Below are 24,816 nucleotides of genomic sequence, written 5' to 3' on the forward strand. Positions count from 1 at the left end.
TTACATTTCACGTTCAAACTCAACCTTCCACAACCCCCTAAAATCATTTAAGTGGTAACCCGTTGCCAAATCAGCCGGATACAACTCTTCAAGTTTTTCTTTGGTTGCGGCGTTTATATCTGTTGTATTCCCATGGCACTTTAAACAAGCCGGCATACCAATTCTTATTGGCTTATAATACACCAGTTCGTTACCACTTTGTATTACAGTGTCAGCCAGCTGTTCTTCCGTAAAAAGTTTCCACATCTTTTTTTCCTGTTTTGTATCCAGGGCATTTTGCGGATTACGGTTTTTAGCAGAAACTCTTGAAATATTACAATTAAATTCTTTGTTCAAACTGTCGACAATTGAACTGGCTTCCAGGTTACAAAACTCAACAGCATATTCTGGTCCGCCGGTTTGAATGGCTTGTCCAACGTTACTTAAAAGCACAGTTTGTACATTCGCAGTAATTTCCTTTCCGCTTTTTTGATACTTTTTATACGTCTCAATATCCATCTTTGTGGAACAGGCAAAACAAAATAGCATCAGTAAAATTGGTAAGAATTTGTTTTTCATAGCTTACATTTATTAAGTTAATGGTTTAAAAAGTCTTTAATTCGTTAACTGCAAGTTCTACTTGATACCAATTTTAATTCCAAATGAACTTTACAAATTTTTAGAGATTTTGGATTTAGACAAGTTAATAAAATTTTGGCATAGCCTAAGTTCTGGCAAAATTTTTTAGCGAAGTATAAATTCAAAAGAATAATAATTTTAAGCTTATTTGGTGTTAATATTGGTATTGTTTGTCAAATCACAAAATCAACTATATTTGCGGTATCAAATATTCTTTTGATTAAGAGTGTTTGCTTATACAGAAGAGTGGAGAGATCGGGCTCTGCGAAACTCTGGCAACCTTGTCAGCCAAATGGCGGATGAAAAGGTGCCAATACCCGGCCGGAAACGGAATTATAATTTAAACACTATCGATGAAGAAACTGCACTACAAATTATTTTTTACAAGCTATCTGCACGGGGCAAATATGTGTATGCGCCAGCGGTTTTAGCCGCATATAAAATAAGCAGAGTAAAAAATATCAGTAAAAACTTTTAAATGAAGATAGTTGCCGAGTTTGAAGCTACATGCTTCGGTCTTCCGGCTACGAACTTCCGACTTTTTTAAATATGTCGAAAACAAAATCGTACGAAGAAATTAACCAAAAACTGAAGGCTGGAAAAGCAGTAGTTTTAACTGCCGAAGAAGTTGCTGAAATGGCGAAAGAAATGTCGCCCGAAGAAATAGTTGAAAAAGTAGATGTAGTAACCACAGCAACCTTTGGCGCCATGTGCTCGTCGGGGGCAATTATAAATTTTGGGCACGCCGACCCGCCAATCCGAATGGAAAAGATTCGCCTGAACGGTGTTCCGTGTTATGAAGGACTTGCCGCAGTAGATTCATACATTGGTGCTACTGCCTGTGATCCTGACAATCCGGAATACGGCGGAGCACACGTTATTCAGGATCTGCTGGAAGGAAAAGATGTGGTTTTGGAAGCCTGGGGAAAAGGCACCGATTGTTATCCGCGGAAGCACATAAAAACCAAAATCAATATTAACACCATAAACGAGTTTACGCTTTTTAATCCGCGAAATGCGTATCAGAATTATAATGTTGCTGTGAATACCACTTCCACTATAAAATATACGTACATGGGCAGTTTGCTTCCTAATTTGCGTAATGCCACCTACTCCACTTCGGGCGAATTAAGTCCGCTGTTGAACGATCCTGAGTTTAAAACAATCGGGCTGGGTACACGCATATTTTTAGGAGGTACACAAGGATTTGTGGTTTGGCCGGGAACACAGTTTCATACAACAAAACCCAAAAACGAGCTGGGAATTCCGGTTACCAATGCAGCTACTATAGCTGTTATGGGAAACCTGAAAGAAATGTCGGCCGATTATATTCAGGCTGCATCGTACGAAAAATATGGTGTGAGTATGTTTGTGGGAATTGGAATTCCTATCCCGGTATTGAATGCTGATATTGCCAAACGCGTTTCGATTAACAACAGCCAGATTGAAACTTCGGTGCTTGATTACGGAACGGTTGGAACACCCAAGTTGGGTCAGGTTACTTACGAAGAATTACAGTCGGGAACGATAAAAGTAAAAGGCAAAAAGATTCGAACAGCGCCGGTAGCAAGCTTAAAGAAAGCTCGCAAAATTGCCGATGAACTAAAAGAGTGGTTAAAAAACGGTAATTTCGAAGTAACCAAACCCGTGCAAATGTTCCCTTCAAATACATCGTTAAACGGACTAAAAGAAACGGAGGTTGACAATGATTAAAAAAAGATACATACTGAATTTCCCTCCGCAAAGCGGCGACAAAGCGTTTACCTATCACCTGGTGAAAGAATACGATATCCGGATAAATATTCTGAAAGCAGAAGTCTATCCGGGAAAACGCGGTAGTCTTTTACTTGAACTGCAAGGCAAAAAAGAAAACATTGAAAAAGGCGTTGAATACATTAAAAGCCACAAAATTACCTGCGAATCACTCGACAAACGCATTCGCTGGAAAGAAGAAAAATGTATCGACTGCGGAAACTGCACCGCCGTATGTTTTGCCGGAGCCTTGAATATGAACAAGGAATCGTGGGAACTGGAATTTGACAAAAGCAAGTGTGTGGTTTGCGAATTGTGTATTCCGGCTTGCCCGCTAAATTTGTTTGAAATTGATTTTAGATGAGTTTACTCGTAAACCGTCATTCCGAACTTGATTCGGAATCTCATCGTAAAAATGCTGAATCAAGTTTAGCATGACGTAATTAGAAAAATATGAAACTTTTTGAAGAACGTACATACCGCAGCCAGTTTAACAACGAACGTTTTACAGGTTTTGAAGTAAAACATCAGGAAACTGATCTCTGGATTGGAGTTGATCCGGCTTCATACAAAGAAGAGATGAAGGAAGTGGCTTTGGCAAAAATGAAAACGCTGCGCCAAATTTTCGATGATTATATCGAAAAAGAACCGTTTTTCAGGAAAAGCCTGAAACCATTTCAGCCGTCTGATTTTGCTCCGGAAGAAGCAAAAGCAATGGCGCTGGCTGCCGAAAAAGCGGGAATTGGCCCGATGTCGGCAGTGGCAGGTTTGTTTGCCCGCGAAATTGGAGAAGAAATTTGTAAAAACTTTTCGGTGAAGGAACTGTTAGTTGAAAACGGCGGCGACATCTTTGTGCTTTTACAGGATGAATTGATTTTATCGGTTTTTGCAGGCGAATCCATTCTATCCGAGCGTATCGGGCTGGTAATTCCAGCAGGGAGTAGTACCTTTGGTATTTGTACTTCGGCCGGAACCGTTGGCCCATCGCTGAGTTATGGAAAAGCGGATGCAGTTGTGGTGGTTTGTGAAGACATTCTTATGGCAGATGCGTTGGCGACAGCCCTGGGAAATAAGGTGAAAACACCTGACCATGTTGAGAAAGTGATTAAACAGGCAGAAAATTTTAACGAGATACAATCGTTGCTCATTATTTGCGAAGACAAGATCGGAATTAAGGGAGACAACGAAATTCGAATATTGAAGTAAATGAAACAAACGATAAATTAAATAAGATGCTTGACCTACTTATTCAGTTCCCCCTTTGAAGGGGCCAGGGGGATGAACTTATTAATTTTAAAACCATGTCCGAAGATTTTTCAAATAATAATTACAATAAAAATCTAAAAGAATATGCCAGAAAACTTAGAAGTAATTCAACACTGGCAGAAGTCATTTTATGGGACGAAGTTTTAAAACAAAAACAACTAAAAGGATATGCGTTTTTAAGGCAAAGACCAATAGGAAATTATATTGTAGATTTTTTCTGTAAAGAGTTGAAAATGATTATAGAACTGGACGGAACAATTCATCGGTTTCAGAAAAGTAAGGATAAAAAGAGAGAAGAGGATTTACAAGCAATGGGATATAATATTATACGGTTTCATAATGAGGAAATTCTAAAAAATATTCGCAATGTGAAGATATCTTTGGAACTTTACATAGAGGATATAAAAGCGTAAAATCACCCCTTAATCCCCTCAAGGGGAGATCAGAAGAAACAAAGGTTGGTAATAAGAAAAAGAAACAGAATGAACGAAAAGAAAAATATACGGGAAGAACTCAAGAACAGAGTATTGGTATTGGATGGAGCAATGGGTTCTCTGATTCAGGAATATAAACTTGACGAGGCAGATTACAGGGGCGAACTTTTAAAGGATCATCCCAGCGATCAGAAAGGGAACAACGATATGTTGTCGCTAACCCGCCCTGATGTAATATCAGAAATACATGAAGCTTATTTGGAAGCCGGTGCCGATATCATTTGTACCAACACCTTTAACGCAACCAGCATTTCGCAGGCCGATTATAACACAGAAGGCTATGTTTATAAAATGAATAAGGCTTCGGCAGAAATCGCACGAAAACTGGCTGATAAATACACAGAAGATAACCCGGATAAACCACGATACGTGGCCGGATCGATTGGTCCTACCAACAAAACATTGTCGCTCTCCCCCGATGTAAACGATCCCGGATATCGTGCTATTAGCTTCGACGAGGTGAAAATAGCTTATCGCGAAGAGGTGGAAGCATTAATTGATGGTGGTATTGATCTGATACTCATCGAAACGATTTTCGATACATTAAACAGCAAAGCAGCCATTTTTGCCATTGAAGAAGTTCTTGATGAAAAAGGAATAAGCATTCCGCTGATGGTTTCGGGAACAATAACCGATGCCAGCGGCCGCACACTTTCCGGACAAACATTGGAAGCTTTTCTAAACTCCGTTTCACATATCGATTTGTTGAGTATCGGACTGAACTGTTCGTTGGGAGCAACCGATCTTCAGCCATACATTAAAGAGCTGGCGGGTAAAGCACCGTTTCACATTAGTGCACACCCCAATGCCGGATTACCCAACCAGTTTGGGGAGTACGACGAAACGCCCGAAATTATGGCCGGACACATTAAACAGTACCTCGACAATAACTATGTAAATATTATTGGTGGTTGTTGCGGTACTACACCTGCCCATATTAAAGCTTTTGCTGATATGGCAGCCAAAGCCAATCCGCATCACCTTGCCCAACCTAGCAGCTATACTAAACTCAGTGGGATGGAGCCGGTTACCATTACCGAGAACACCAATTTTCTAAATATTGGCGAACGTTGTAACGTGGCCGGATCACGCAAATTTGCACGTCTCATCAGCGAAGAAAAATACGAGGAAGCGCTGACCATCGCACGTCACCAGGTTGAAAACGGTGCACAGGTAATCGATGTAAACATGGACGATGCCATGCTCGATGCCGAAAAGGAAATGACTACTTTCCTGAACCTGATTATGGCAGAACCCGACATTGCCAAGCTGCCTATCATGATCGACTCATCAAAGTGGTACGTGATTGAGGCCGGGTTAAAATGTCTGCAGGGAAAAGCCATTGTAAACTCCATCAGCTTAAAAGAGGGCGAAGAAGTTTTTATCGAGCAGGCACAAAAAATTAAACGTTACGGTGCGGCCGTAGTCGTGATGGCTTTTGATGAAAAGGGCCAGGCCGACAACACCGAACGCCGCAAAGAAATATGCAGCCGGGCCTATAAAATTCTTACCGAAAAAGTTGGATTGCCTGCACAAGATATTATTTTCGATCCGAATGTGCTGACGATCGGTACCGGAATTGAAGAGCATAACAATTACGCCGTTTCGTTCATCGAATCGGTAAAATGGATAAAAGAGAATCTGCCCCTGGCAAAAGTTAGCGCCGGTGTAAGTAATGTCTCGTTTGCTTTCCGCGGAAACAATGTGGTGCGCGAAGCTATGCATTCGGTGTTCTTGTTTCACGCCATTAGAGCCGGTCTGGATATGGGAATTGTAAACCCGGGAATGTTGCAGATTTACGATGAAATTCCAAAAGACTTTCTTGAAAGAATAGAAGACCTGGTATTAAACCGCCGACCGGATGCCACAGAAAGGCTGCTTGAGTTTGCTGAAAATCTGCAGTCGACTTCGAAGAAAGAAGTAAAAAAAGATGAATGGCGCGAACTGCCTCTTGAGAAACGAATTGCACACGCTTTGGTTAAAGGATTTCCTGAATTTGTTGACGAAGACATGGCCGAAGCTATTAAAAAATATTCGCCGGCACTAAATATCATTGAAGGTCCGTTGATGGACGGAATGAATGTGGTTGGCGAGTTATTTGGATCAGGAAAAATGTTCCTGCCACAGGTGATCAAATCGGCGCGGGTAATGAAAAAAGCGGTGGCTTATTTGCTGCCATATATTGAAGCTGACAAGGCCAAATTTAAAAACAGCACTGCGCAGAAAAAGGTATTGATGGCCACCGTAAAAGGCGACGTGCATGACATTGGTAAAAACATTGTTGGCGTGGTACTGGCTTGTAACAACTTCGAAATTATCGATTTGGGTGTTATGGTTCCAACCGAAAAAATTCTCGAAGAAGCCATTAAAAACGAGGTGGATGTAATCGGGCTGAGCGGACTTATTACTCCTTCGCTGGAAATCATGGTCGATGTTGCCAAAGAAATGGAACGCCGCAAGATGAATATCCCGGTGATGATTGGCGGTGCAACCACTTCAAAAATTCATACCGCTGTTAAAATTGCGCCTGAATATTCGGCTCCTGTAGTTCATGTAAAAGATGCCTCGTTGGCCGTAAATGTTGTTTCGAATCTGGTATCTAAGAACGAGACGTTCATTAAAAATCTTGATGCTGAGTACGCCCAGATTCGGGAATTCCAGGGAAAACGGAAATCGAAAGAATACCTTAGCCTTGCTGAAGCGCGTAAAAATAAATTCCCAATCGACTGGAACAACACACCAATCTACAAACCAAATTTTACGGGTGTAAAACATTTGATCGACTTCCCGCTTGAAGAACTCCGGAAGTATATCGATTGGACATTTTTCTTCATCACCTGGGGATTAAAAGGGCATTACCCGCAAATTCTGGCCGATGAGAAACAGGGTGAAGAAGCCAAAAATCTATTTAAAGAAGGGAATGAATTCCTGGATGAAATTATAAAGAAAAAAATGCTGCAGGCCAATGCTGCGTTTGGAATATGGCCGGCTCAATCGGATGGCGATGATGTTGTTCTTTACGAAGATGAATCGTGCCAGAAAGAAATCGGGCGATTCTATCACCTTCGTCAGCAGGAAAAGAAAAAAGAGGGTGTGGCGAATTTTTGTCTGGCTGATTTTGTGGCGCCAAAAGAATCGGGGAAAGTTGATTATTGTGGTGGTTTTGCCACCACTGCCGGTATTGGTATTGAGAAATGGACCAAACAATTCCGCGAAGAACACAACGATTATAAGGCGATAATGGTGGAGGCTCTGGCCGACCGTTTAAGTGAAGCTTTTGCAGAATTGCTTCACCTCGAGATTCGTAAAAATTATTGGGGCTACGCACCGGATGAGAATTTGTCGCTCGACCAGATATTGAAAATAAAATACCAGGGAATTCGCCCGGCATTGGGTTACCCGGCTTGTCCGGAGCACTCTGAAAAAGAGAATCTCTTTAAGCTGATCAACGCCGAGGAAATTGGCATTTCTCTTACCGAACATTTTGCTATGTATCCGAATGCATCGGTTTCAGGGCAGTACTTTGTACATCCGGAATCGCGTTATTTCAGCCTCGAGAAAATGAGCAAAGACCAAGTTGAAGACTATGCAACACGTAAAAACGTATCGGTGGAATTTGTCGAGAAGTTCCTGCCGACAAACCTGAATTACAAGTAAAGTATAATATAATGTACAATGGGAAATAGGTCGCAAGAATTGAATTCATTTTAAAAAACTGTCATTTATTTTTCAATTCGTTGTTTAAACAAACGATCGGGTGCTAAATTGTTAAATTTGCATTCGCAAAACAGATTAAAAATGAAACGAGTTCTGATTGATCGGAACGAGTTCCATGTGATGCAGCTAAAAACAAACTATTTTAATCACATGAAAGTTATAGACACAATAAACCAGGCAGAGAAAACCGTATTTTCTTTTGAACTTCTGCCTCCTTTAAAAGGCAACGATGTTTCGCGCCTGCACAAAACGATTGAAAGCTTAACAGAGTTCGATCCTAAATACATTAATATTACCACCCATCGCGACGAGATTGAATTTAAAGAGCTTCCTGATGGGTCGATTGTAAAACGAACGGTACGAAAACGTCCGGGCACAGTTGCCATTGCTGCCAATATTCAACACAAATACGGCATTCCGGTGGTTCCGCATATTTTATGCGGCGGTTTTACAAAAAGCGAAACCGAACATGTTTTGATCGACCTGAACTTTTTAGACATTAACAATGTACTTGCCATGCGTGGCGATGGACTTAAGAGCCAGCATGTATTTAAACCAACTGTGAACGGGCATTCAAATGCCAGGGAGCTGGTAAAACAAATTAAAGATCTTGGAAAAGGAAAATACCTGGAAGAAGACCTGAAAAATAATAAACCGCTTGATTTTTGTATCGGTGTTGCCGGTTATCCGGAGAAGCATTTTGAAGCGCCGAACATGGATCAGGACATGGCTTTCCTGAAACAAAAAGTGGACGAAGGAGCTGATTACATTGTTACCCAGATGTTTTTCGACAACCAGGTATATTACGATTTTGTGGATAAGTGCCGGGCAATGGGAATTACAGTGCCAATTATTCCGGGTATAAAACCTATCAACCTGAAAAACCAACTAACAGTGCTTCCGAAAATTTTTAGCATCGACCTACCACAGGAGCTTACAAAAGAACTGGCAAAATGCAAAAATAACGATGATGCACGCCTTGTTGGAACAGAGTGGGCCATCCACCAATCGAAAGATTTGGTTGCACACAACGTACCGTCATTACACATTTATACTTATGGCATTTCTGATAACGTTAATAAGATTGTAAAAGCGGCATTCTAACAGGCTGGTATATTTACAGTAAACAACAAAAAAAAGGCAGGCTGGAAAAATCAATTTCCAGCCTGCCTTTTTTATATTCTGAAAGTTCTAAACGCTAAACGATGAACTTCTATCCTTCCACCTGTATTTCAACATCTTGCAAATTCAATTTATCGTTATCAGCCTGGTTGTTTTGTTTTAGCGAGTAAATCATTGCCTCCACCTGGCGCAAAAGGTTTCGTTTATCTTTGTTGGGAGCATAAACAAAACCAAACGCATTAATTACGCGTTGGTTCGAGATATCTAATTCAGAAAGTGAAACGTAAGGTCCACCCATAAAATCATTCTCAACGCGCCATAAACCACGCATTTCTGATGCATAATTCCCATTATGCGTAATTACATTATGGATCTGGTCGAGTCGTTTTTCTGTTGACATGTAACTCCCATCGGTTGGTCCGGGAACATATTTTTTTAACAAACTGTCGCGAATGGGCAACTGGTAACCAACTGTAAAAGCACTATCAGAAACATAAGGATACGAATAGATTACAATTCCCTGTGTAATTTCAGGCGAATCAAACTGTACCCACAGAAAATCCTTTTTCTTTTCCATGATCCGAAAGCCCGGCGGTACTTTCATGGTTACACCAAAATCAGTATTAAGCGTATTAAAAACGGCTTTTTCGTAGGTGTTCTTGTAATTCATTGTTACACGCTCTTTCTCGGCCTGCACAAAATACGAAAGTATCCTTTCCTTATTTTCATTAAAAATCTTTATAAACTCGTCGGCATTTTTAGCCCTTATTTGTACAGTAGCCTGAGGATAAGCCCACACATCATCGGTAAATTTAATTCCGCTTTCCTCCACATTTGATGAAATAGATGTTTGTATGATATTTCGTGTCGACCGAAAAATATCTTTAAAGGCGTTGTGTGGCACATCTATCAAATCGAAAAGGGGCTCGTCTTGTGGCAATCCGGCATGTGGTTGTGCCAGTGTTTCACGAACAACTTTTCCGGGTGCACCATCCCACGAATTTTTTGAAATAACAATAACCATTTCTCCGGCTTTTCCGGTAATGTTCTTGTACATATGAGTTGAATCGGATCCACAGCCGGAAATTATTGCGGCGATGAACAATAGAAAAACAAGGTGGTTAATACGTTTCATATAATCAGTTTTTTGGATTTCTAACTTAGATAACAAAAACCTTACCATACTGTTAATCTGCAATATGGGGAAATAAAAAGCAATCCGTTGAGAAACAAAAAATCCCGTAACTGTAACACAGAACGGGATTTGTAATATCTGATTCGATATTAATTACTTCTCAATTTTTTCGCTTTCCGGATTTTTCTCCTCAGCCTCTTCCTCTTTTGTGGCATTCTTAAATTCCTTCATCCCTTTTCCAAGTCCTTTCATCAACTCCGGAATCTTACGGCCACCAAACAGAAGTAAAACAATTATTAAGATGATTATTATTTCCTGAGGTCCGACAAATCCTGCTACTACAAATAAATTCATATCTAATAAGTTAATTGGTTCCACGACAAAAGTAATTTTTTTTCATTAAAATGTACCGTTAATCATTTTAATTATATCGTTGGCATTAGCATAAAGTACCAGTGCCAAAAGTAATATCATTCCCGCAATTTGTGCATACTCAAGGAATTTTTCTCCCGGTTTGCGGCCAGTAATCATCTCGCCAAATAAAAACATTACGTGTCCGCCATCCAATGCAGGAATAGGCAAAAGGTTCATAATAGCCAGTATAATTGAAATAAACGCTGTCATATTCCAGAAATGCGCCCAATCCCAGGTGGGTGAAAAAATATTTCCGATGGTTGCAAATCCTCCCAACGATTCGTATGCTTTTGTTTCTTTTTTAAAGAATAGTTTGAACTGTTTCAGGTAATTTCCGGTAGTTTGAACTCCACGGTTGATGCCTGCGGGGATGGACTCTAAAAAACCATATTTGATGGTTTTGTAATCGAAAATTCCTTCCGGATTGTTAAATGCCGCATTAAAGCCCATCTTCCCATCTTCATTCACGGTTAATGTTTTAGTCATTTTCTGACCATCCCGCGTAATGTCAATCGTTATTTCCTGACCTTTCTTAGTGCCTAAATAACTGATAAACTGATTGTAATAGTCGAACGATTTTCCATCTACATCTCCCAAGACATCACCAACTTCCAGTCCAGCTTGTTGCGCCGGTAAATCTTTAGCCAATCGGCCAATGTTGATGTCGTATGGAATACGCTCTTCCCAAATACCTTTGCTTTTTAATAGCAGCGCCAGGTCTTCACCTGTTATCTCCACATCAACCTTTCGTCCATCGCGCTCTACCTGAACGGTTTCTGCACCATCTAATACAATGGTTGGCACAATTTTGCTGAATTGCTCGATGTATTGATTGTCAACCGTAAGAATTTTATCGCCGGTTTTAAAGCCGATTTGCTCGCCTGTATCGTTAACAACAACGCCGTATTTTACATTCTCGGTTGGCAGATATTGTTCTCCCCATGCGTAAAGCACACCAATGTAGATTACCATGGCAAACAGGAAATTCATTAACACACCACCAACCATAATCAGCAGCCGTTGCCATGCCGGTTTTGCGCGAAATTCCCAGGGTTGAGGTGGTAGTTTCATCGCTTCCTTGTCCATCGACTCATCGATCATCCCCGAAATTTTCACATAACCACCAAGAGGTAACCACCCTATTCCATACTCCGTTTCGCCCTTTTTTATTTTAAAAAGCGAGAACCAGGGATCAAAAAAGAGGTAAAATTTTTCTACCCGTGTTTTAAATAATCGGGCAAACATAAAGTGACCTGCTTCGTGCAGAACCACTAATATTGACAAACTTAAGAGTAACTGCGCTGTTTTAATTAATATCGACTCCATTAAATTCCTTCTAAATTTTGTTTTCTGTTAACAACTGTGCCACTGTTCTTGTTTCGTTGTTGGTCTCAATTAAATCATTGAGTGTTGGCCGACTTACAAAATCAATCTTATTCATGGCTTGTTCTATTATTTCGGGCATCTGTAAAAACTTAATTTTTTGCTCTAAAAATGCCTCAACAACTATTTCATTTGCCGCATTTAAAATACAAGGCATATTTCCGCCTTTTTCCATTGCCGCAAAAGCGAGTGCAAGGTTACGAAAAATTTCTGTATTTGGCTGCTCAAAACTCAAAGTTGGGTAATCTAAAAAGTTGAACCGTGGGAAGTTATTTGCAATCCGGTTCGGAAATCCCATGGCATATTGTATAGGCAACTTCATATCGGGCAATCCCATTTGCGCTTTCATCGAACCATCTTCAAACTGAATGATGGAGTGAATAATTGACTCGGGATGCACGATAACATCGATTTTTGAAGCCGGCAAACCAAAAAGCCAGTGCGCCTCAATTACCTCGAAACCTTTGTTCATAAGCGTTGCCGAATCGATGGTGATTTTTGCACCCATATCCCAGTTCGGATGAGCCAGCGCATTGTCAACAGTAACATGCTGTAATTCTTCCAATGTTTTGCCTCTGAAAGGACCACCTGAACAGGTCAGGTAAATCTTCTCAATCGGATTCATAAATTCGCCAACCAGACACTGAAAAATTGCTGAATGCTCGGAATCTACCGGCAGCAAATCAACCTGTTTTTCACGAGCGGCTTTTGTAATAATCTCGCCGGCAACAACCAGGGTTTCTTTATTGGCAAGAGCAATTGGTTTTCCGGCTTTTACAGCATTGTAAGTTGGTATCAATCCGGAATATCCCACCATGCCAGTTAGTACCAAATCGATGGTATCCATTTCAACTACCTGGTTCAATGCCTCTTCTCCGGCGTATACTTTTATATCTTCAGCCTCAAGGGCATCAGAAACCAATCGGTAGTTGCCCTTGTTGGCAATAACCACCACATTCGGCAGAAATTTTTTGGCTTGCTGAATGAGCAATTCCACACTGTTATTTGCCGTTAAAACCTCAACTTCAAACAAATCGGAATTTTGCTCAATTACCTCGAGTGCCTGGGTTCCTATGGATCCGGTAGATCCAAGAATTGCTATTCTTTTCTTCATCTTAAAAGTCAATGTACTGTTCCGGATCAAGTGCTATTCCATCGTGCCACAGCTCAAAATGCAGATGCGGTCCACTTGATAATTCTCCTGTATTTCCGATTATGGCAATTGCCTCGCCGGCTTTCACCGTCTGTCCTGTTTTTTTCAATATTTCAGCATTGTGTTTGTACACTGATACCAAATTTGCTTCGTGTTGAACGTAAGCTACATAGCCAGTCTCTAATGTCCAGCCGGCAAAAATTACCGTTCCATCGAGTACGGAAGAAATTCGCGCATTGGGCTCACTCACTAAATCCACACCAAAATGATCGGGCGTGTTTTTAAAATGCCCCGAGATCACTCCTCTTACCGGCACAAAAAAATGCACCTGACTGATCTGTGTAACATCCTCGTTATTGTTCCGAATGGATAGGCTCAACTGTTCGGCCATTAATTTATCCTGAAAAACAGAGTCGTGATTGTACTCTCTAAATTCTACCTCATCTTTTTCAATATCGGCTGCTGCCAACTGATCATCTTCAGGAACCTCACCTGCCATGATCGCCTGAATACCTTTAAAAAACTGATCGCGTTTTGCTAACTCCTGTTCCAGCGAATCCACCACCAAAGCATTACGCACCAATATTTGACGATACTCTGCTTTTGGGTAACCCGGAATATATTCGCGTAATCCGGTTGTTGCAATCAGCAGAATGACCAGGATAACCAAAATCGCCGATGTTAAACTGGTTACGGTGAACACTTTCAACCGTGAGAGCTTCATGCTCCACACCGACTGAAACGTGGTGTCGTTGTAAATAATTAACCGGTATTGATTCTTTAGTTTCTCAAAAAACTTCTTCTCTTCCACCCCAAAATTTTTAAGGCTACAAATTTAGTAAGAATTGAGACATAGCCCTGCCGTTTAGCTATTTTTAACCAATTGATTTATAATCAGCAGAATTTGAATTTTTCCTATTGTTCTATAGGATAGCAAATTCGGGTTATCCATTTTGTCGGATCGGTTTCCTGTTGTGGATCGGTGAGGTAAAATTCCATTGGTGCACTTATCAGGTTAAAACCGTGTGCTTCCACCCATTTTTGCAAGGCAATGTGTCCCTCCTGTAAATTGTTGTAGTCGCCATAAAAATCTAAGCTGGCACAAGTAGTCGTCGGGAAAGTAGCGATTTTTACTTTAGCATTCCCTTCAACAGTTTCGTCAATCGGAATACCACATTCAAGGTCTATTTCTTCTTCATCCATCAGGTGATACATGGCAAAAGGTATTCCGGCCATTTCAACTTCCTTTTGCGCCAAAAACTTGCTGATTTCGTTGTACATCTCACTCATCTCGCGGCTCACCTCAATAAAAGGTACGGTTTCGCGAATGCCGGCGTAATTCATTTCTTTAATTTCGTCCAACAATATCACTTGTTCTTCTTCTTTTTCTATCACGTGGCAAATTGCCTTGAGTTTCACCAAACCATTATCGAAGTCGGTTGCCATACTTTTCTTCATCAACAGCCCGATCCACCGTGCAAAAGGGTTATTACCAACATCATAAGTCAGTGTCCACTTCACCGTTGTTCCATCGCTGTTTTCCGTTAGAATAAAACTACTTAAAGCTTCTCCTCGTTGCATAAAATCCAGCGATACGGTAACTATGCTATACGGATTTGCCTCGGTAATTATTATGGTAGCACCGCTCCCTTCTTTATTTTCATTTTTCCAAATGTAGCCTCCGCCCAAACCAACTCCATGATTGATGTACTCCACACTTCCGTTTTCACTCATGCGTTTCCATGGCGACCAATGATCCCATTGATGCAAATCAATTAGTTGTGCATAAACGGTTTTTGTTGGAGCCTGAATATCGGCACTCCGCTCAACTATTACCGTTTTGGGCAAAAAATAAGCGATGGCAACAAACAACGCTCCCCACAACAAAATCCACATAAAAATTCTGGCAAATCGGCTCATAACAAGTTTTTAGTTTCAATATAATGCAATATGTGTAATTCAGGCAGTATTTCAAATACAAATGTTAAAACCGGATCAAAATTTGCAGGAAAGTTAAAAGTGCTCCTGTTTAACGACCTATCAACTTTAACCTTTATAGTCTTCCTTTCTGGTCAATTGTAAGAACAAAAGAGATATAAATCACGTTGTCAAATATTTTGAAAAACTATATTTGCACAAAATTTTTGAAAAGAACAATTAATAATATGATGAGAAAATTAAATCTTTTACTGCTGTTAACGATCTTCGTGTTTGGTTCGGCAGTTGCAAAAGAAGGAATGTGGCTTCCTTCGCTTATTCACAAACTGAACATTAACACCATGCAAGATATGGGTTGCGAATTGAGTGCTGAAGATATTTACAGCATTAATCAATCGAGCCTGAAAGATGCCATAGTAGCACTCGATCGTGGATCATGTACGGCAGAAGTAATTTCAAAAGACGGTTTGCTTTTAACCAACCACCACTGTGGTTTTGGCGAAATTCAACAACACTCGAGCGTTGAGCACGACTATTTGCAAGATGGTTTCTGGGCGAAAACAAGAGACGAAGAGCTGCCAAATCCGGGAAAAACAGTTACTTTCCTTATCTCGGTTGAAGACGTTACCGACAAAGTTTTAGCCGATGTAACCAGCGAAATGAGTGAAAGCGAACGAAATAATAAAATCGATCAGGTAGTTCGCGAACTGGAAAGAGAAGCAAAAGGTGATTCGCACTACGAAGTTTACATCAGAGATTTTTTTAAAGCCAACCAATACTTCCTTTTCGTTACCGAAACATTTAAAGATGTTCGTTTGGTAGGTGCTCCTCCACAAGCATTAGGTAAATTTGGCGGCGATACCGACAACTGGATGTGGCCACGCCATACCAACGACTTTTCGATGTTCCGCGTATACTCCGGGCCTGATGGGAAACCAGCAGAATACTCGGAAGACAATGTGCCTTACCAGCCAAAATACCACCTGCCAATTTCTTTAAAAGGTGTTGAAGAAGGCGATTTTGCTATGGTATTTGGTTACCCTGGAAGCACCAACCGTTATAAAACATCGTGGGGTATTGATTACACCATGAAAGTAACAAACACTGCACGTATTATTGTTCGCGAGAAAAAACTGGACATTATTGCCGATTATATGGCTAGCAGCCAGAAAGCAAAAATCCAGTATGCATCGAAACATGCAGGCAGTGCGAACTACTACAAAAATGCAATTGGCCAAAACGAAGCTTTAATAAAACTGGGCATCATTGCACAAAAGCAGGAACTGGAAAACCAATTTACTGAATGGGTAAATGCTAATGCCGACAGAAAAGCAAAATATGGAGAAGCACTTCCATTGATTAAAGAATCGTACGAGAGTGTAGAGGCTGAAAAAGCCATGACATTTGCTGCCGAAGCATTGTTGCGCGGACCAGAAATTTTCATGTTTGCCTACCGGGCAAATCAATTGGCAGACTTATTGGAGAAACCAGATGAAAACAAAGATAAGATTGATGCTTTTACCTTAAGGATAAAAGAATCGTTGGATAATTTCTATAAAGATTACAATGCCGCTACTGATGAAAAAATTGTTGCTGCATTAATGAAGATTTATGCAGAAAATATTTCATCGAATTACTACCCTTCTTTCTTTGCTGAAATTCAGAAAAAGTACAAAGGTGATTATGCCAGGTATGCGGAAAAGATGTTCAAAAAATCGATCTTTGACGATCAGGAAGAGCTGACAGAATTCCTTGAAGATCCAAAATTGAAGACACTGGAAAAAGATTGGGTTTTTCAGGCAGCTGTTGATATTTTTGACATGTACCGTTCTACATCAATGACACTCAGCAGTGGAAATGAAAAGCTGCTAAAAGGAAGAAGATTGTTTGTAGCCGGGTTAATGGAAATGCAGCCCGACAAGAAATTTTATCCTGATGCCAATTCAACCATGCGTTTAACCTACGGAACTGTAATGCCTTACAATCCACGCGACGGTGTAAAATACAAATATTATACAACCACCGATGGTTATCTGGAAAAAGAAATTCCTGGCGATTATGAGTTTGACGTTCCAAAACGGATGAAAGAACTGTTGCTGGATGAAAACTTTGGTGAGTATGCTGACGAAGATGGAAAACTTCATGCCTGTTTTATCACCGACAACGACATTACCGGAGGAAACTCAGGAAGTCCGGTAATTAACGGAAAAGGAGAGTTGATAGGTGTTGCATTCGACGGAAACTGGGAAGCCATGAGTGGCGATCTTGATTTTGAAGAAAATCTGCAACGCTGTATTAACGTTGATATCCGTTTTGTACTTTGGGTGGTAGACATTTATGCCGGAGCGCAGAATCTGATTGATGAAATGACAATTGTTCGCTAAGCAAACAAAAGATATTCAACTAAAACCTCGTCAGTATTTGGCGGGGTTTTTTGTTTATCAGATATGAGATTAATAGTATTGAGCAATGAGACTAATAAAAACAAAGTTTGTTTATTAAAAAGAATACTCACTACTTTGCACTTTTAATCTCACTACTATAAATAAAATGGCTCGTCCAAAAATAACGATATATACTGATGGTGCAGCCCGAGGAAACCCCGGCCCCGGAGGATACGGCATTGTATTGCTTTCAGGACCTCACCGAAAAGAACTTGCGGAAGGATATAAATTAACTACCAATAACCGAATGGAGCTGCTGGCGGTTATCGTGGCGCTTGAGTCGTTGAAGATCGAAGGCAGCGATGTTACCATTTACACCGACTCGAAATACGTTGCCGATGCCGTAGAAAAAGGCTGGGTTTTTAATTGGGTGAAGAAACGTTTCAAAGGCAAAAAAAATGTCGATCTTTGGATGCGTTTTCTCGAAATCTATAAAAAGCATGTAGTAAAGTTTGTTTGGGTGAAAGGCCACGCCAATAATCCGCTTAACGAGCGTTGCGATGAGCTGGCGGTTGAAGCATCATTACAGCCCAAACTATTGGAAGATGTTGGTTATAACCCTGAATAATTTGAATATAACGACCTTGAGAAATTCTTTCACACATATGCAGATAATTATAATCAAGGGAGTTCCATCTGTTACCTTAAAGATTAAGCAATTATAAACAGATGAAAAACCTTAGTTTGTTGCTGCTTCTTTTGGCTTTTATTTCCTGCCGCCGAGAAGTTGAGCCGCATAAAAAAATGGATAGCATAAAATACATAGAAAGAACAAGCGGGGAAGTTAAAACCGAAAAGGTTCCCAGCGACGGAATGCTGAAATGGTTGTATTCATCGGCTACCGGAAAAGCTGCCCTGCATTTGCTGTTTAAACGCAAAATTATTTCGGCAATTGGTGGCTGGTATATGAACACGAGCTTCTCAGCACGGCGAATAGAAGATTTTGTTAACGAGCATCAGATCGATAAAAAAGAATTTGAAATTGAAGAGCTATCAAAATACAAATCATTTAACGATTTCTTTTATCGAAAATTAAAACCTGAAGCTCGTAAAATTGGCGATCATATCGTTTCTCCTGCCGATGGAAAGATTCTGGTTTTCCCAACGTTAAACGATGTTGCTGCATTCTTTGTAAAAGGTTCGGAATTTACACTGCAGGATTTCCTTCAGGATGAAACACTTGCAGATAAATATAAAAATGGCGCGATGGCCATTATCCGCCTTGCGCCACCTGATTATCACCGCTATCATTTCCCTGCATCAGGCAAAGCTTCTGAATCTGTTAAAATTAATGGCCACTATTTATCGGTTTCGCCACTGGCCTTGCAAAAAAGCCTGAAAATTTTCTGTGAGAACAAACGTGAGCACTGCACACTTTCAACTGCAGATTATGGCGATGTGCTGATTGTAGATGTTGGTGCTACCATGGTTGGAAGTATTATTCAAACCTACCAGACAAATACCAAAGTGAATAAAGGAGACGAAAAAGGCTACTTTGCTTTTGGCGGATCAACGCTAGTACTGTTGTTCGAAGAAGGAAAAATTTCGTTTGATACGGATTTGATCGAAAACACAAACAAGGGAATGGAAACCTCCGTGAAAATGGGTGAAAATATTGCTACCACTGTACACGAATGACAGCATGAATTTGAGTCATACTATCACAATCCCTTTTCATTAATCAGATTTAGTTTGTAACACTCGAACCATCATAAATTTATTAAAATTTTAATTCAAGCTGTTCATCCAACAAGCGAAACGACATACGGTGGTATTTACAAGGGCCGTGTTCTTTTATTCCAGCCCGATGTTTTTTTGTGGGATAACCTTTGTTTTTGTGCCAGTCGTAATACGGAAACTCCTTGTGGATCTCTGCCATATAATCGTCGCGGTAAGTTTTTGCCAATATTGATGCTGCAGCAATGGAATAAAACCGTCCATCGCCTTTAATCATACAGGTGTACGGAATTTTACATCTCGTTCGGAACCGGTTCCCGTCAATCAGCAAATGTTGGGGCACAGTAGTAAGCTTTTCAACTGCCCTGTTCATGGCCAAAAAAGAGGCATTTAAAATATTCACCTCATCAATTTCCTTGTTATCAACAGCAACAACAGCCCACGCCAGGGCTTGCTCTTCAACAATCGGTCGCAACTGATAACGTTGTTTTTCGCTCAATTTTTTAGAGTCGTTTAGCAAGTCATTCTTAAAGTCGGCAGGAAGAATTACGGCTGCTGCAAATACCGGACCGGCCAAACAACCGCGCCCAGCTTCGTCGCAACCGGCTTCAATTGTATTTTTGTAATAAAAGGAAAGTAGTGATTGTTTATTCATGTGTAAAACTGCCAATTTGTAATTGCTGTTTAACGGCGACTGGAAACTGTTACTGAAGACTTTTTTCCACGCTCATCCACAGCAAACGAGCTGTTTCGTCCCAACTAAATTTATTTTTCTGAATAAAACCTTTGTCCACCAGTTGGCAACATAAAGCATCGTCTGTTCTGATACTTACCATCGCATCGACAATCTGGTCAATCTTTATTGGATCGGCATACAACACCGCATTTCCACCCACTTCGGGAATAGATGTAGTATTCGAACAAATCACCGGAATACCGGCGCTCATAGCCTCCACTATCGGAATACCGAACCCTTCGAAAAAAGGGACAAAAGTAAGCGCCATTGCTGCTCCAAAAATATCGTGCAGGTCGGCTGTTGATACACGTCCGGTAAAAACAACATCATCTTTGTGACGCAGGTTTTCGTATGTCTCAAAAATAGGTCCTGTTTTGTGCATTTCTCCTCCTACAATTACCAGTTTTGTCGAGTCGTTTACCACACTTTTAAAGGCATCGAAAGCTTTTAAAAGTCCACAAACATTTTTGCGTGGATGCAGTGCTCCAACAAACAGGAAATATTCTGCTCCGTTGGTAAACATCGAACGTACTTTTGTTTTATCCTCGTCTGAAATCGGTTCAAAAACCTGATTTATCCCGTCGTAAACCACATCAATTTTATCGTAATCGACCTTAAACGAACGGGTAATATCTTCTTTTGAATAAAACGAAACCGTAGCAATTCGTTTGGCCAGTTTTGCAAATTTCGGGAAATAGTAATTGTAGTATTTTGCTTTTAGCCAGGGCAGATCATCGGGTCGGTGTACAAAGTTAATGTCGTGAATTACGCCCAACTGCGGCACTTTGGTACGTCGCGAAAGGTAACCATCGGGCGAAAGGAAAAGATCAGCTTTGTACTTTTTCAGGATCTTTGGTATCTGATATTCAAACCACAAATACCACAACACCGGATGACGGGTTGGCGGCCCAATAACAACCGGAGTAACATTTTCGGCAAAAATAAAATCCTGACTATAGGCTCTGTCGAATATGAAAATAAACTCATGCTCCGGATGGTTGATCGTCATCCGTTTGAGCGTTTCATAAGTAAACCAACCTATTCCTTCAAGCTTCCCTTTTAATAATAAACGAGTATTTACGGCAATAACCATAAGTGCTGTCGATTTTTCGTAAATGTACAAAGTCTGTTCAAATATTTGTTACTTTTAAACGTTCAAATTCTATGTACAATACAAGAAGCCCGGTGTTTTGAAACGCAAATTTGTAACCAATCTTATATTACTGCTTTTTCTCAATCTTTTAATTAAGCCATTTTGGCTATTTGGTATCGACCGAACAGTTCAAAATACCGTTGGTGACGAAAGTTTCGGGATGTACTTTGCGCTGTTCAATTTCTCGATGCTTTTGAATATTCTTCTCGATGTTGGAATTACAAATTACAACAACCGAAATATTGCACAGCATAACTTTCTTTTATCCAAACACCTTTCAAACATTGTAGGGCTAAAGTTTATGCTTGCCATTGTTTATGCTGTTTTTAGTTTGTCAATTGCTGCAATTATCGGCTACAACAATGTACAGTTTCATTTACTCTTTTTCCTTATTCTGAATCAGTTCCTTATCTCATTTACACTGTATTTGCGATCGAATATTAGTGCGCTGCATTTATTCCGAACCGACAGCATTATTTCGGTACTCGACCGAAGCTTTATGATCATAATTTGTAGTGTGCTACTTTTTACCAACATCCTTCCGATACAATTTACAATCGAGTGGTTCATTTATGCTCAAACCATTGCGTATGCGCTAACCACGCTTATCACTTTTGCCATCGTTTTAAAAAAATCAGGAAAAATAGAAGTACGTTTCAACTTTACGTTTTTTGGGGTCTTTCTCCGAAAATCATATCCCTATGCACTGTTAATTTTATTGATGTCGTTCTACAACAGAATAGATTCTGTGATGCTCGAACGCTTACTTCCGCATCCCATCGGAAAACAACAGGCAGGAATTTATGCACAAGCTTTTCGTTTATTGGATGCCGTATCAATGTTTGGTTTGTTATTCGCCGGGTTGCTGCTACCCATTTTTGCTAAAATGATCAAACAAAAAGAACATGTTGGGCAAATAGTAAAACTCTCTTTTACCCTATTAATTATTCCGGCCATCATAATTGCTATCTCATCTATTTTCTACAACATGGAAATAATGGGAGCTTTATATACGTCAAACACCGAACATTCATCCGGTATTCTGGGTATTCTAATGACAGGATTTATTGGCATTGCCTGCACTTATATTTTCGGCACACTTCTCACCGCCAATGGCAGCATGAAACAGTTGAACATGATGGCTTTTGGCGGCATGGTACTCAATGTAGTACTTAACCTGTTTCTAATTCCTCGATTTATGGCCTTTGGGTCTGCTTATGCAAGTTTATCGACTCAGCTGTTTACCGGATTTGCACAGCTTGCACTCGCACTTTACATTTTTAATATAAAACCTCAGATTTCTTACATCGCCCGGTTAGCCCTTTTTGCCGGGGCAGTAGTAGTACTCGGGTTGCTTTCAAAACAAATTGGCCAATGGTTTTACGGCTATCTCATAATGCTGGCAGGTGCGGTAATTTTGGCAATTCTATTCCGGCTTTTTAACCTGAAAGACCTTTATCAGATTATTCGTTATGAACAGGCCTAATCCATCAATTGAAACATTAAAAAAAGGAGACAATTACGAGCTTTTTGCAGAATTGGAACATGATGAAATAAAATCGTTTGTGCTTTCACAACTGGAAAAAGGAGGTTGGCTGGTTAAAGGATTTATGTTGTACCAGATATTTATGGTTCTTTTTGGTCTTTTTATCATAGCCCGGGTGCTGATCTTAAGTTTCAAAGGCCTGTACGCACCACTTTGGTATAGTATCGGAACCCTAATTTTCTGTGTAACGGTATTAATTATCATTCACGAATTACTCCATGGTATTGCCCTAAAACTTACCGGTGCAGAAAAAGTTCGGTATGGAGCTTATTTAAAAAAGTTTATTTTTTATGCTGAAGCCAACCGGCATGTTTTTAATCGGAAGCAATTTACATGGATTGCTATAGCCCCTCTGGTGGTGGTTAAGCTAATCACTTTGGCTGGGGTTATTCTTTTTTTTAATGATCCTCTGATTTACACCTTTTTACTGATAATGTGTATTCACAGTTTGTTCTGTGCCGGCGATATTGCATTACTATCCGTTTTCTATTCTACAGAATCAGAGGTATTTACATTTGATATTAAAGAAGAGCGAAAAAGTTATTACTTCAGAAAGAAGTAAAGTTTAGGGCAAAAAAAAGGCAGCTTCTACAAGCTGCCTCAAAGCCATGAAAACAATTAAACAATGTTCAGAAAACAGAAAACTAGAAACAATTAAATAGTCATTATATCTTCTTCCTTAGCTTCCACCAAGGTATCGATAGTCTTTCCAAATTCATCAGTCAGTCGTTGCACTTCCGCTTCTGCGTCTTTCTCGATATCTTCTGACAAACCATCTTTTTGTAGTTTTTTCAACGTGTCGTTCGATTCTTTTCGTGCACCACGAACACTTACTTTTGCGTGTTCACCTTCCTGATGGGCTTGTTTTACCAAGCTCTTTCTTCTTTCTTCAGTCAGTACGGGAATATTAATTCTAATAATCTCGCCATTATTATCGGGGTTTAATCCCAGATTTGCATTAATAATTGCTTTTTCAATTACCGGGATCAAATTCTTTTCCCAAGGTTGAACGGCAATTGTTCTTGCATCGGGTGTACTAATATTAGACACCTGACTTAGTGGCGTTTGACTTCCATAATATTCTACCAGAACTCCATCTAACATAGCTGGATTTGCTTTACCTGCTCGGATATGAACTAATTCCTTTTCAAGGTGTTCAACGGCAGCTGCCATCTTCTCTTTACAATGATCTAAAATGAATTCTACTTCTTCTTGCATCGGTATTACACTGTCTTTCCAACTACGGACTGTCAAATATAGAAAAAATATAAAACCCCGAAAATTTTTTAATTAATTTATTCTTGTTTCAAATAAATGAAAGTTAAATATAAACCAGTGTCCCAAGATTTTCGCCGCTCATAACCTTCTGTAAATTACCCTTTTGATCCATATTGAACACATAAATTGGCAGATTATTCTCTTTACATAAGGTTGTAGCGGTAAGATCCATTATTCTGAGGTTACGATTATAAATTTCGTCAAAACTGATCTTATCGAATTTGCTTGCCGTTTTATCTTTTTCCGGATCGGCTGTATAAATACCATCAACGCGAGTTCCTTTTAGCATCACATCGGCCTCAATTTCAATTCCGCGCAGAGCACTTGCTGTATCGGTAGTAAAATATGGGTTTCCGGTTCCGCCTGAAATAATTACTACTTCGCCGTCTTCTAAAGCCTCAACAGCCTTGTCTTTCGAGTAATATTCACCAACGGGCTCCATTCGGATTGCGGTTAGCACTTTTGATTTGATTCCTTGATTAACCAATGCAGAGTTTAAAGCCAGACTGTTTATTACGGTTGCCAGCATTCCCATCTGGTCGCCTTTTACCCGGTCGAAACCTTTGTCTGCACCACTTAATCCACGAAAAATATTACCACCGCCAATTACAATTCCAACCTGGATACCAGACTTTACAATTGCTGCAATTTCTTCGGCATAGTCGGCTAGTCGGTTCTGATCAATTCCGTGTTGCTGATCACCCATCAACGACTCGCCACTAAGTTTTAGAAGTATACGTTTATATTTTGTCATAATAACGATCTGTTTTTTTGCTACACAAATATAATATAACCTCTATTATATTAGAACGTCGATACTGGTTTATACCAAATAAAAAAGCCACTTGCATTTTGCAAATGGCTTCAAAAAACTCTGTGCTGTCTCATCAATTACCCTTCGCAGTGATAATTAAATACTCATAAAAAAACTGCTTTTCTGAACGCCTGCGAAAATTGCGCTTTTTACACAGCCTAAACATGACAAATGTC

At 40.0% G+C, this 24,816-nt stretch carries 22 protein-coding genes and 1 riboswitch; of the genes, 11 read left to right on the plus strand and 11 right to left on the minus strand.

The window, feature by feature from the left end; translation table 11 throughout:
* Positions 1-558, minus strand: a complete 558-nt coding sequence (locus G0Q07_RS00090) for a Tll0287-like domain-containing protein (protein WP_163344063.1) — start codon at positions 556-558, stop codon at positions 1-3.
* A gap of 291 nt (positions 559-849) precedes the next feature.
* Positions 850-960, plus strand: a riboswitch (SAM riboswitch).
* A 207-nt stretch (positions 961-1,167) separates the two neighbouring features.
* Between G0Q07_RS00090 and G0Q07_RS00095 the strand changes: the two genes are divergently transcribed.
* From G0Q07_RS00095 to metF, 6 genes are all read left to right on the plus strand, one after another.
* The gene (locus G0Q07_RS00095) at positions 1,168-2,331 is read left to right on the plus strand and encodes a homocysteine biosynthesis protein (RefSeq protein WP_163344065.1); all 1,164 of its coding nucleotides are present in this window, start codon (positions 1,168-1,170) and stop codon (positions 2,329-2,331) included.
* A complete protein-coding gene (locus G0Q07_RS00100) occupies positions 2,324-2,734 on the plus strand; it encodes an NIL domain-containing protein (protein ID WP_163344067.1) in 411 nt (136 codons plus the stop codon). The genes G0Q07_RS00095 and G0Q07_RS00100 overlap by 8 nt, the downstream gene beginning before the upstream one ends.
* Before the next feature lie 89 nt (positions 2,735-2,823).
* Entirely contained in the window at positions 2,824-3,576 is a 753-nt protein-coding gene (locus G0Q07_RS00105; RefSeq protein ID WP_163344068.1) for a UPF0280 family protein, read from the plus strand.
* Between the two features lie 95 nt (positions 3,577-3,671).
* Positions 3,672-4,049, plus strand: a complete 378-nt coding sequence (locus tag G0Q07_RS00110; RefSeq protein WP_163344070.1) for an endonuclease domain-containing protein — start codon at positions 3,672-3,674, stop codon at positions 4,047-4,049.
* Between the two features lie 69 nt (positions 4,050-4,118).
* On the plus strand, positions 4,119-7,787 hold the full coding sequence (gene metH, locus G0Q07_RS00115; RefSeq protein WP_163344072.1) for a methionine synthase: 3,669 nt from the start codon (positions 4,119-4,121) through the stop codon (positions 7,785-7,787).
* 141 nt (positions 7,788-7,928) lie between these two features.
* Complete coding sequence (gene metF / locus G0Q07_RS00120; RefSeq protein WP_246222952.1) at positions 7,929-8,951, plus strand: methylenetetrahydrofolate reductase [NAD(P)H]; 1,023 nt, start codon at positions 7,929-7,931, stop codon at positions 8,949-8,951.
* A gap of 109 nt (positions 8,952-9,060) precedes the next feature.
* Here the strand turns inward: metF and G0Q07_RS00125 are convergent, their stop codons facing one another.
* The 6 genes from G0Q07_RS00125 to G0Q07_RS00150 all read right to left on the minus strand — a co-directional run bounded on the left by G0Q07_RS00125 (position 9,061) and on the right by G0Q07_RS00150 (position 14,974).
* On the minus strand, positions 9,061-10,104 hold the full coding sequence (locus G0Q07_RS00125; protein ID WP_163344074.1) for a DUF4837 family protein: 1,044 nt from the start codon (positions 10,102-10,104) through the stop codon (positions 9,061-9,063).
* A gap of 153 nt (positions 10,105-10,257) precedes the next feature.
* A complete protein-coding gene (gene tatA, locus G0Q07_RS00130) occupies positions 10,258-10,458 on the minus strand; it encodes a twin-arginine translocase TatA/TatE family subunit (protein ID WP_163344075.1) in 201 nt (66 codons plus the stop codon).
* Between the two features lie 45 nt (positions 10,459-10,503).
* The gene (rseP, locus tag G0Q07_RS00135; protein ID WP_163344077.1) at positions 10,504-11,844 is read right to left on the minus strand and encodes an RIP metalloprotease RseP; all 1,341 of its coding nucleotides are present in this window, start codon (positions 11,842-11,844) and stop codon (positions 10,504-10,506) included.
* 10 nt (positions 11,845-11,854) lie between these two features.
* Entirely contained in the window at positions 11,855-13,015 is a 1,161-nt protein-coding gene (locus G0Q07_RS00140) for a 1-deoxy-D-xylulose-5-phosphate reductoisomerase (RefSeq protein WP_203532624.1), read from the minus strand.
* 1 nt (position 13,016) lies between these two features.
* Positions 13,017-13,865, minus strand: a complete 849-nt coding sequence (locus tag G0Q07_RS00145; RefSeq protein ID WP_246222953.1) for a M23 family metallopeptidase — start codon at positions 13,863-13,865, stop codon at positions 13,017-13,019.
* 104 nt (positions 13,866-13,969) lie between these two features.
* A complete protein-coding gene (locus G0Q07_RS00150) occupies positions 13,970-14,974 on the minus strand; it encodes an SRPBCC family protein (RefSeq protein ID WP_163344081.1) in 1,005 nt (334 codons plus the stop codon).
* A 245-nt stretch (positions 14,975-15,219) separates the two neighbouring features.
* Between G0Q07_RS00150 and G0Q07_RS00155 the strand changes: the two genes are divergently transcribed.
* The 3 genes from G0Q07_RS00155 (at position 15,220) to G0Q07_RS00165 (ending at position 19,074) form a co-directional block, all read left to right on the plus strand.
* Complete coding sequence (locus G0Q07_RS00155) at positions 15,220-17,376, plus strand: S46 family peptidase (protein ID WP_246222954.1); 2,157 nt, start codon at positions 15,220-15,222, stop codon at positions 17,374-17,376.
* A gap of 166 nt (positions 17,377-17,542) precedes the next feature.
* A complete protein-coding gene (rnhA, locus tag G0Q07_RS00160; RefSeq protein ID WP_163344083.1) occupies positions 17,543-18,004 on the plus strand; it encodes a ribonuclease HI in 462 nt (153 codons plus the stop codon).
* Positions 18,005-18,105: 101 nt separating this feature from the next.
* Complete coding sequence (locus G0Q07_RS00165; RefSeq protein ID WP_203532625.1) at positions 18,106-19,074, plus strand: phosphatidylserine decarboxylase; 969 nt, start codon at positions 18,106-18,108, stop codon at positions 19,072-19,074.
* 82 nt (positions 19,075-19,156) lie between these two features.
* Here G0Q07_RS00165 and G0Q07_RS00170 read toward each other — a convergent pair whose 3' ends face one another.
* Both G0Q07_RS00170 and G0Q07_RS00175 read right to left on the minus strand, forming a co-directional pair.
* Positions 19,157-19,768, minus strand: coding sequence for a ribonuclease HII (locus tag G0Q07_RS00170; protein WP_163344085.1), 612 nt, complete (start codon positions 19,766-19,768; stop codon positions 19,157-19,159).
* 49 nt (positions 19,769-19,817) lie between these two features.
* Positions 19,818-20,942, minus strand: coding sequence for a glycosyltransferase family 4 protein (locus tag G0Q07_RS00175; protein WP_163344087.1), 1,125 nt, complete (start codon positions 20,940-20,942; stop codon positions 19,818-19,820).
* A gap of 97 nt (positions 20,943-21,039) precedes the next feature.
* Here G0Q07_RS00175 and G0Q07_RS00180 point away from each other — a divergent pair, with 97 nt between their 5' ends.
* Entirely contained in the window at positions 21,040-22,488 is a 1,449-nt protein-coding gene (locus tag G0Q07_RS00180) for an oligosaccharide flippase family protein (protein ID WP_163344088.1), read from the plus strand.
* Positions 22,475-23,110, plus strand: a complete 636-nt coding sequence (locus tag G0Q07_RS00185) for a DUF3267 domain-containing protein (RefSeq protein ID WP_163344090.1) — start codon at positions 22,475-22,477, stop codon at positions 23,108-23,110. The genes G0Q07_RS00180 and G0Q07_RS00185 overlap by 14 nt, the downstream gene beginning before the upstream one ends.
* A gap of 92 nt (positions 23,111-23,202) precedes the next feature.
* Here G0Q07_RS00185 and frr read toward each other — a convergent pair whose 3' ends face one another.
* The gene (gene frr, locus G0Q07_RS00190; RefSeq protein ID WP_163344092.1) at positions 23,203-23,766 is read right to left on the minus strand and encodes a ribosome recycling factor; all 564 of its coding nucleotides are present in this window, start codon (positions 23,764-23,766) and stop codon (positions 23,203-23,205) included.
* 103 nt (positions 23,767-23,869) lie between these two features.
* Complete coding sequence (gene pyrH, locus G0Q07_RS00195) at positions 23,870-24,580, minus strand: UMP kinase (protein ID WP_163344094.1); 711 nt, start codon at positions 24,578-24,580, stop codon at positions 23,870-23,872.
* Positions 24,581-24,816 lie beyond the last annotated feature (236 nt).

Origin of the sequence: Draconibacterium halophilum, from assembly GCF_010448835.1 — a bacterium.
Taxonomy (GTDB): Bacteria; Bacteroidota; Bacteroidia; order Bacteroidales; family Prolixibacteraceae; genus Draconibacterium; species Draconibacterium halophilum.

What these genes read in the sequence shown, in the direction of transcription:
- G0Q07_RS00110 (WP_163344070.1), top strand. Translation starts at nt 3,672, where the DNA reads ATGTCCGAAGATTTTTCAAATAATAATTACAATAAAAATCTAAAAGAA.
- G0Q07_RS00100 (WP_163344067.1), top strand. Translation starts at nt 2,324, where the DNA reads ATGATTAAAAAAAGATACATACTGAATTTCCCTCCGCAAAGCGGCGAC.
- rseP (WP_163344077.1), bottom strand. Translation starts at nt 11,844, where the DNA reads ATGGAGTCGATATTAATTAAAACAGCGCAGTTACTCTTAAGTTTGTCA.
- G0Q07_RS00185 (WP_163344090.1), top strand. Translation starts at nt 22,475, where the DNA reads ATGAACAGGCCTAATCCATCAATTGAAACATTAAAAAAAGGAGACAAT.
- pyrH (WP_163344094.1), bottom strand. Translation starts at nt 24,580, where the DNA reads ATGACAAAATATAAACGTATACTTCTAAAACTTAGTGGCGAGTCGTTG.
- frr (WP_163344092.1), bottom strand. Translation starts at nt 23,766, where the DNA reads ATGCAAGAAGAAGTAGAATTCATTTTAGATCATTGTAAAGAGAAGATG.
- G0Q07_RS00140 (WP_203532624.1), bottom strand. Translation starts at nt 13,015, where the DNA reads ATGAAGAAAAGAATAGCAATTCTTGGATCTACCGGATCCATAGGAACC.
- G0Q07_RS00105 (WP_163344068.1), top strand. Translation starts at nt 2,824, where the DNA reads ATGAAACTTTTTGAAGAACGTACATACCGCAGCCAGTTTAACAACGAA.
- G0Q07_RS00170 (WP_163344085.1), bottom strand. Translation starts at nt 19,768, where the DNA reads ATGAATAAACAATCACTACTTTCCTTTTATTACAAAAATACAATTGAA.
- G0Q07_RS00090 (WP_163344063.1), bottom strand. Translation starts at nt 558, where the DNA reads ATGAAAAACAAATTCTTACCAATTTTACTGATGCTATTTTGTTTTGCC.
- G0Q07_RS00175 (WP_163344087.1), bottom strand. Translation starts at nt 20,942, where the DNA reads ATGGTTATTGCCGTAAATACTCGTTTATTATTAAAAGGGAAGCTTGAA.
- metH (WP_163344072.1), top strand. Translation starts at nt 4,119, where the DNA reads ATGAACGAAAAGAAAAATATACGGGAAGAACTCAAGAACAGAGTATTG.
- tatA (WP_163344075.1), bottom strand. Translation starts at nt 10,458, where the DNA reads ATGAATTTATTTGTAGTAGCAGGATTTGTCGGACCTCAGGAAATAATA.
- G0Q07_RS00095 (WP_163344065.1), top strand. Translation starts at nt 1,168, where the DNA reads ATGTCGAAAACAAAATCGTACGAAGAAATTAACCAAAAACTGAAGGCT.
- metF (WP_246222952.1), top strand. Translation starts at nt 7,929, where the DNA reads ATGAAACGAGTTCTGATTGATCGGAACGAGTTCCATGTGATGCAGCTA.
- G0Q07_RS00165 (WP_203532625.1), top strand. Translation starts at nt 18,106, where the DNA reads ATGAAAAACCTTAGTTTGTTGCTGCTTCTTTTGGCTTTTATTTCCTGC.
- G0Q07_RS00155 (WP_246222954.1), top strand. Translation starts at nt 15,220, where the DNA reads ATGATGAGAAAATTAAATCTTTTACTGCTGTTAACGATCTTCGTGTTT.
- rnhA (WP_163344083.1), top strand. Translation starts at nt 17,543, where the DNA reads ATGGCTCGTCCAAAAATAACGATATATACTGATGGTGCAGCCCGAGGA.
- G0Q07_RS00150 (WP_163344081.1), bottom strand. Translation starts at nt 14,974, where the DNA reads ATGAGCCGATTTGCCAGAATTTTTATGTGGATTTTGTTGTGGGGAGCG.
- G0Q07_RS00125 (WP_163344074.1), bottom strand. Translation starts at nt 10,104, where the DNA reads ATGAAACGTATTAACCACCTTGTTTTTCTATTGTTCATCGCCGCAATA.